This is a genomic window from uncultured Ruegeria sp. (assembly GCF_947504215.1).
Lineage (GTDB): Bacteria > Pseudomonadota > Alphaproteobacteria > Rhodobacterales > Rhodobacteraceae > Ruegeria.
This window is the reverse complement of the sequence record NZ_CANNGO010000038.1, coordinates 1-853: the sequence shown is the minus strand read 5'-3', so window position 1 is coordinate 853 and position 853 is coordinate 1. Positions and strand designations below refer to the sequence as shown.

General features: G+C 55.7%; 1 pseudogene. It reads left to right on the top strand.

Annotation, left to right across the window (positions count from 1 at the left end):
• The first annotated feature begins 76 nt into the window (after window positions 1-76).
• Window positions 77-833, top strand: a pseudogene (locus tag Q1B21_RS22300) (IS5 family transposase).
• Window positions 834-853: the final 20 nt, after the last annotated feature.

Genomic DNA, 853 nt, shown 5'->3' with positions numbered 1-853 from the left:
TAGGCACTGGACCCATTAATTTGATTGCAGCCGTCTCTGCTGCGTGATTCAAGCCCGTGAGTTTCAGGGGTATATCATGAGCAATCTATTCTGGCTGACTGACGAACAGATGGAGCGTCTTCGGCCTTACTTTCCGAAGAGCCATGGCAAGCCGAGAGTTGATGATCGACGTGTTCTAAGTGGGATTATCTTCATCAATCGCAATGGTTTGCGGTGGTCCGATGCCCCCCGTGAATATGGGCCGCCAAAGACGCTGTACAACCGCTGGAAGCGGTGGAGTGATATGGGTGTGTTCGCTCGCATCATGACCGGGCTGGTTGCGGAAGGAACCGATCATAAGACCATCATGATTGACGCAACTTACCTCAAAGCGCACCGCACGGCCTCCAGCCTGCGGTTAAAAAAGGGGGGCGTGGCAGGCTGATCGGACGGACAAAGGGTGGCATGAACACAAAACTGCATGCCGTTACCGACAGTCTCGGACGCCCGATACGCTTCTTCATATCCGCTGGGCAAGTGAGCGATTACACGGGCGCCAGGGCTCTGGTGAACAGTCTGCCATCGGCTGATTGGCTACTTGGGGATCGCGGCTATGACGCGGACTGGTTTCGCGAAGCCCTCACAGACAAGGGAATAAAGCCCTGCATCCCAGGTCGAAAGTCACGCGACAAGCCTGTCCGATACGACAAGCGCCGCTACAAGCGACGCAACCGCATTGAGATCATGTTCGGGCGTCTGAAGGACTGGCGGCGCGTCGCAACCGATATGACAGATGCCCAAAGGTCTTCCTCTCCGCCATCGCGCTCGCGGCTACAGTCCTATTCTGGCTGTAAATCAATGAGTCTGGAGCCTA